Origin of the sequence: Nocardiopsis sp. TNDT3 (genome assembly GCF_003427465.1) — a bacterium.
In the GTDB taxonomy this organism is placed as follows: domain Bacteria; phylum Actinomycetota; class Actinomycetes; order Streptosporangiales; family Streptosporangiaceae; genus Nocardiopsis; species Nocardiopsis dassonvillei.
The window spans coordinates 1-4,487 of sequence record NZ_QPFC01000132.1; the positions used below are offsets into that span (position 1 = coordinate 1).

General features: G+C 74.3%; 6 protein-coding genes. 3 read left to right on the forward strand and 3 right to left on the reverse strand.

The features are described 5' to 3' along the window. Window positions 1-472: 472 nt before the first annotated feature. The 3 genes from DQW06_RS03725 (at window position 473) to DQW06_RS03735 (ending at window position 1,777) form a co-directional block, all read left to right on the forward strand. Entirely contained in the window at window positions 473-796 is a 324-nt protein-coding gene (locus tag DQW06_RS03725) for a hypothetical protein (protein WP_071622258.1), read from the forward strand. A 53-nt stretch (window positions 797-849) separates the two neighbouring features. Then, complete coding sequence (locus DQW06_RS03730) at window positions 850-1,098, forward strand: hypothetical protein (protein WP_013153580.1); 249 nt, start codon at window positions 850-852, stop codon at window positions 1,096-1,098. Between the two features lie 103 nt (window positions 1,099-1,201). Then, window positions 1,202-1,777, forward strand: a complete 576-nt coding sequence (locus tag DQW06_RS03735) for a CAP domain-containing protein (protein ID WP_232238468.1) — start codon at window positions 1,202-1,204, stop codon at window positions 1,775-1,777. Between the two features lie 106 nt (window positions 1,778-1,883). Here the strand turns inward: DQW06_RS03735 and DQW06_RS03740 are convergent, their stop codons facing one another. The 3 genes from DQW06_RS03740 to DQW06_RS03750 all read right to left on the reverse strand — a co-directional run. Further along, complete coding sequence (locus DQW06_RS03740; RefSeq protein WP_071623213.1) at window positions 1,884-2,225, reverse strand: DUF3040 domain-containing protein; 342 nt, start codon at window positions 2,223-2,225, stop codon at window positions 1,884-1,886. A gap of 219 nt (window positions 2,226-2,444) precedes the next feature. Beyond that, window positions 2,445-3,647 (reverse strand): ABC transporter ATP-binding protein, encoded by a 1,203-nt coding sequence (locus DQW06_RS03745; RefSeq protein WP_083555276.1) that lies wholly within the window; start codon window positions 3,645-3,647, stop codon window positions 2,445-2,447. Further along, the coding region (locus DQW06_RS03750; RefSeq protein ID WP_232832946.1) for an ABC transporter permease at window positions 3,647-4,487 on the reverse strand (841 nt) is incomplete at its 5' end. The genes DQW06_RS03745 and DQW06_RS03750, both read right to left, overlap by 1 nt.

Genomic DNA, 4,487 nt, shown 5'->3' on the forward strand with positions numbered 1-4,487 from the left:
CACCGGCACCGCCGGTGCGCGCCGTCGGCGTGAAGGGCGCACGTGCGCCACGCGGTGCTCCCCCGGGGAAGTACGGTGTCGCGGCCCGCGGGCGGGTACGGCCCGCGCTGACCCGGCCGGAAGCGGTCCCCGCCGCGCGCGCCCGCGACGGCGTGGCCTGTGTCGGCGCCGGTTCCCGGCGTCTACGATGCCCCTGGTTCCGCAGCGTGCCGCGGCCCCGTCCCGCTCTCTTCCGGGGCCGGTCGGCCCCCTGTCCCCGGCCGCGGGCATGGGCCCGCCTCAAGCAGGAAAAATCCGACCCAAAACAACCAAGTATTACTTTAAGTTATTTAGTGACTACTAAGAGTTAGTGAGCGGGGACCCGGGGCAGATCTACGGATGGCGCCAGGAGAACGGTTCTCCCGAGGGTCGAGCTGGGGGGATCGGTGCCACCGGACCGACAGATCGTCGGTCCGCCTCGAAAGGACACAGGATGAACCGCAAGACTCTCACTCGGATCGCCTTCGCCTCCGTCGCCGTTCCGGCCCTGGCCTTCGGCGCCCCGGCCACCGCTATGGCGGACAGCTTCTTCTCGGGTGAGTCCAGCGCCGCCGGCATCGATGGCGCCGCGAGCCACAGCGTGACCGCTGTCGCCTTCGACGGCAACGGCCACGGCCACGGCCACGGCCACAAGGGTGGCAAGGGCGACAAGGGCCACGACCACTGGGACAACGGCGGCTCCTTCTACAAGAAGAGCGCCACCTGGGCGGGCCACGACGGCGCCGCCTCCCACAGCATCGTGAGCGGTGCGAACTAGGCATCCCGTTTCCGTCGGGCGTGACCCGACCCAACCCGAGGAGGGGAAGGACGATGGTCCGACTACGACGAGTGCTGTCCCTGACCGGTGTGGCCTTCGGCCTGGCGCTGGGTGCGCCCTCGGTCGCGATGGCCGACGCGGTCTTCGAGAAGGACTTCGGCAGCGCCAGCGCCGAGGGCGCCACCATGACCGTGGTCCACAGCCGCGTCGGCGACGACGGCAAGGTCTACTACGAGTACGTGACCTACACCGCCTCCATGCACGGAGCCACGGTGGACAGGACCACCAGCAAGGCGAACTGAGTTCCCGCGAGGTTGCGGGCGGACGGCCTTCACGGCTGTCCGCCCCTGGTGTGCGCGGGCACGGCGCGGTACACGCTCCCCCGCGCACGGGAGGTGGAAAGACATGCGAAACCTGCTTCGAGGCCGTGCCCTCGCGGGGATGGCCGCGGCGGCCGTGTGCTGCGCGGGTGTGACCGGCGCGGCCGACCCCGGCGACGTGTTCGCCGGCGGCGGGACCCCGTCCGCGGTCCAGGGGGCGGGATCCGGCGGCGGCTGGCCCCCGCCCTGGTCCCAGGAGGAACCGGCCGACCCCTGGACCGAGGCCGAGGCCGAGGTCGTGCGGCTGGTCAACGACAAGAGGCCCGGGTACGGGTGCGGGAAGCTGAGCGCCCACGAACTGCTCACCCGGGCCGCGCGGGAGCACAGCCAGGACCAGGCGGGCGACAGCGGGTTCCCCGGCGGCGGCTTCTTCGGCGGCAGCTCGTCGGCCAGGGACCGGGCCCGCGGCCTGGGCTACGCGCACCCTTCGGGCGAGATCGTGGCCAACGGCTTCGAGACGGCCGAGGAGGCGGTGGAGGCCTGGACGCGCCACGGCCACAACCAGGTGCTCGCCGACTGCGAGGCCGAGCACATCGGCGTGGGCGTGGTGAAGGGCGACGGCGGCCCCTACTGGACCGTCGTCCTCGGCCGCGGAGCCTGAGCCGCACGCGCGCGGTCCAGGGCACGTGACGGGCGGTGTGCGGCGGGTGCACACCGCCCGTCACGTGTCCCGGGAGAGGCCGCGCGGCCGCGGAGCGGGGCTCCGGTCAGGAGGTTCCGACGGTCTCGGGTCCCTCCGGCGCGGGCTCCGGGTCCGGATCGGGCGCCGGGTCGCCGGTGGTCTGCGAGGTTTCGGTGGGCACCGCGGGCGCGGACGGCTGCGGCGTGCTCGGGGTGAGCACGAACAGCATCACGAGCAGGCCCGCGGTGACCGCGGCGATCAGGCCGCACGCCACCCACGGTTTCCAGCCGCCCAGGCCGGGGTCGGCCGGAGCGTCGGGATCCCCCGACCCGAAGGACTCCAGCCGTCCGGCCAGGTCCGGTTCCTCCTCGCTGAGCTGCCGCTCGATCTCCGCGAGGATTCTTCTCTCGTGCTCTCTCAGGGACATGGAACCCTCCTCGGCCACGGGGGGAAGGACAGTCGTCGCCAGACTTACAGTCTCCCCCGGGTGTACCTGAGATATCCAGGTGTGCACAGGTTTTCCGATGTGGGTTTCCATGCCCGATTCTGGGTAGAAAAATCGGTTTCCTCCGGGGGGTGCGACCCGCCGCCCGGGCCCGAACCCCCTCCGCGCCGACGCGGTCCCGAGGGTCGGACCCGCCGGGGGTCAACCGGGGTAGCACTCGACCTCGGCGGCCTTGACCCCCGCCCACACCGCGTCCCCCCGGGCCAGTCCCAGTTCGGCCAGGGCCGCCGGGCTGATGTCGGCGGCCAGGGAGGGGTTCCCCGCCAGGTGCACCCGCACCTGGTCGCCGAACCGCTCGATCCCCTCCACCCTCAACCGCCACACGTTGCGCGGACTGCCGTGCGGACGGTGCGGGTACAGGGCCACGGCGCGCGGCGGGAAGGCCACCAGGGCCGGTCCCCGGTGCGCCTCGTGCGCCTCCACCCGGACGGGCCCGCCGGGCCCGTCGCCGTCCAGGGTGACGGTGGTGCCCTCGGCCGCGCCCCGGAAGAGGTTGAGCCCCACCAGCCGCGCGACGTAGGCGGTGCGGGGGCGCCGCGCCACCTCGGCGGGCTCGCCCTGCTGGACGACCCGGCCCTCCTCGATCACCGCCACCCGGTCGGCGAGCACCATGGCGTCGAGCGGGTCGTGGGTGACCAGCACCGTGGCCCCGTCGAACTCCTCCAGCAGGTGGCGCAGCCGGGCGCGCACGTCGATGCGGGTGCTGGCGTCCAGGGCGGCCATGGGCTCGTCGAGCAGCAGCAGGCGCGGGCGCACGGCCAGGGCGCGGGCCAGCGCCACGCGCTGGGCCTGGCCGCCGGAGAGGCGGCGCGGCCGCACGCGCGCGTACGCGGACAGGTCCATGTGGGCGAGCAGTTCGGCGGCGCGCTCGCGGGCCGCCGCCCGCGACAGGCCCTGGCGGCGGGGGCCGAAGGCCACGTTGTCCAGGGCGCTCATGTGCGGGAAGAGCAGGTAGTCCTGGAAGACCATGCCGATGGGGCGGTGCTCCACGGGTGTCCTGGTCTGGTCGCGCCCGTCCACGAGGACGCGTCCGCCGGTGAGGGGCACCAGTCCGGCCAGGGCGCGCAGCGCCGAGGACTTGCCCGCGCCGTTGGGTCCCAGCAGGGCGAGGATCTCCCCCGGGCGCACCGTCAGGGAGGCCTCCAGGGTGAAGGCGCCCCGGCTCAGGCGCAGGTCCGCCTCCAGCGCGGGTACGGGCGTGGACGCGGCCGAGGACGCGGACGTGGACGTGCGTTCGGGCCCGGAGGCGTGTGCGGCCGGGGTCGGGGCCGTGCGTTCGGGCGCTGGTGCGGAGCCGGATCCGGGGTCGGGCGCGGTCTCGTCAGGGCGGTGGTTCGGGGCCATCAGGCGTTCGTCCACCTCTCGCGCAGGGTGGCCAGGACGGCCAGGCAGACCGCCAGCAGGATCAGGCTGAGCACGATGGCGGCCTCGGGGTCGCGCTGCATGGCCACGTACACGGCCAGCGGCATGGTCTGCGTGGTGCCCGGGAAGTTCCCGGCGAAGGTGATGGTGGCGCCGAACTCGCCCAGGGCCCGCGACCAGCACAGGACCGCTCCCGCGGCGATGCCCGGCAGCACCATGGGCAGGGTGACGCGGGCGAAGACGGCCGCCCGGCTGGCGCCCAGGGTGGCGGCGGCCTCCTCGTAGCGGCGGTCCGCGCCGCGCAGCGCGCCCTCCACGCTGATCACCAGGAACGGCATGGCGACGAACACCTGGGCCAGGACCACGGCGGCGGGGGTGAAGGGCAGGGTGATCCCGAACCAGGCGTCCAGGTGGCGGCCCACGATCCCGTTGCGCCCCAGGACCAGCAGCAGCGCCACGCCGCCGACCACGGGCGGCATCACCAGCGGGACGGTGACCAGGGCGCGCACCAGGCGGCACCCGGGGAAGTCGGTGCGGGCCAGCAGCCAGGCCAGCGGCACCCCGAGGAGCAGGGACACGGCCGTGGCGGCGGTGGCGGTGGACAGGGACAGCCACAGGGCCGCCAGCACCTCGGGCTCGGTCAGGCGACCGCCCATGGTGGGCCAGGGCGCGCTGACCAGCAGGCCCGCCATGGGCAGCACGAGGAAGGCCACGCCCAGGAGGGCGGGCAGCACCAGGATCCAGGGCGGTCGGCCGAAGCGCCGTCCCCGCGGCGGACGGCGGCGCGGCGCCGCGGCGGCGGCGGGCTCGGCGGGGGCAGCG

What these genes read in the sequence shown, in the direction of transcription:
- DQW06_RS03725 (WP_071622258.1), top strand. Translation starts at nt 473, where the DNA reads ATGAACCGCAAGACTCTCACTCGGATCGCCTTCGCCTCCGTCGCCGTT.
- DQW06_RS03730 (WP_013153580.1), top strand. Translation starts at nt 850, where the DNA reads ATGGTCCGACTACGACGAGTGCTGTCCCTGACCGGTGTGGCCTTCGGC.
- DQW06_RS03735 (WP_232238468.1), top strand. Translation starts at nt 1,202, where the DNA reads ATGCGAAACCTGCTTCGAGGCCGTGCCCTCGCGGGGATGGCCGCGGCG.
- DQW06_RS03740 (WP_071623213.1), bottom strand. Translation starts at nt 2,225, where the DNA reads ATGTCCCTGAGAGAGCACGAGAGAAGAATCCTCGCGGAGATCGAGCGG.
- DQW06_RS03745 (WP_083555276.1), bottom strand. Translation starts at nt 3,647, where the DNA reads ATGGCCCCGAACCACCGCCCTGACGAGACCGCGCCCGACCCCGGATCC.